This window comes from Micromonospora mangrovicola (assembly GCF_047200535.1).
Lineage (GTDB): Bacteria > Actinomycetota > Actinomycetes > Mycobacteriales > Micromonosporaceae > Micromonospora.
This window is the reverse complement of record NZ_JBJZOG010000241.1, coordinates 1-1,039: the sequence shown is the minus strand read 5'-3', so window position 1 is coordinate 1,039 and position 1,039 is coordinate 1. Positions and strand designations below refer to the sequence as shown.

The following is a 1,039-nucleotide window of genomic DNA, read 5'->3' as shown; positions in this document are numbered from 1 at the left end:
ACTAAGGCGTGTTTCAGAAGTCGTGGTGGCCGGTGAAGGTCACGGCGTGGCGGTGATCGATAGCTGAAGAGGTCTCCGGTAAACGGTTCAGCGACCAAGCTCGAACTTCATACCGGAGACCTCGTGCCCAGCGTAGCGGTGACGAGGCGGCATGACCTGACCGACAGGCAGTGGGCTGTTCTGGCTCCGCTGTTGCCTGCCGCGCCAACGACGGGTCGTCCGCCGAAGTGGGAGAGACGGCAGCTCATCGACGGGATCAGGTGGCGGATTCGGATCGGGTCGCCCTGGCGTGACGTCCCGGCCGAGTACGGACCCTGGCAGACGGTCTACGGCCTGTTCCGTCGCTGGCAGCGCGACGGCACCTGGGACAAGATCTTGACCGCGTCACAGGCCGCAGGCGATGCGGAAGGCCGGATCGCCTGGACGGTCAGCGTGGACTCGATGACCAGCCGGGCGCACCAACACGCCGCCGGCGCCCGCAGAGACGGTCACCTGCAGAAAGAGCCACCCGGCGGCGTGCACGACGAACCCGCCGATCACGCCCTCGGGCGATCTCGCGGCGGTCTGACCACCAAGACGCATCTGGCCTGCGAGCAGGGACAGAAGGTCCTATCGATGGTCGTGACCGCTGGGCATCGTGGTGACAGCCCGCAGTTCATCCCGGTCCTGCGCCGTATCAGGGTGACCCGTCTCGGGGTGGGCAGGCCCCGCACCTGCCCCGACCTGGTCCTGGCCGACAAGGCGTACACCAGCCGCGGTAACCGCGCCTACCTGCGTAAACGTGGGATCAAGGCGTGCATCCCGAGCAAGACCGACCAGGACGCCCATCGCAAGGCCAAGGGCAGCCGCGGCGGACGCCCGCCGAAGTTCGACCCAGACCTCTACCGGATGCGACATGCCGTCGAGAACGGCATCGCCCGACTCAAGCGCCACCGCGGCGTAGCCACCCGCTACGACAAGTTAGCCGTCCGGTTCCAGGCCGTCCTGACCATCACCATCATCTGCGAGTGGCTCTGACCAGCTTATGAAACACGCCTTA

The 1,039-nt window shown here is 66.4% G+C and carries 1 protein-coding gene; it reads left to right on the top strand.

The window, feature by feature from the left end:
* The first annotated feature begins 138 nt into the window (after positions 1–138).
* Positions 139–1,017, top strand: a complete 879-nt coding sequence (locus ACL02O_RS34265) for an IS5 family transposase (protein WP_412822332.1) — start codon at positions 139–141, stop codon at positions 1,015–1,017.
* Positions 1,018–1,039 lie beyond the last annotated feature (22 nt).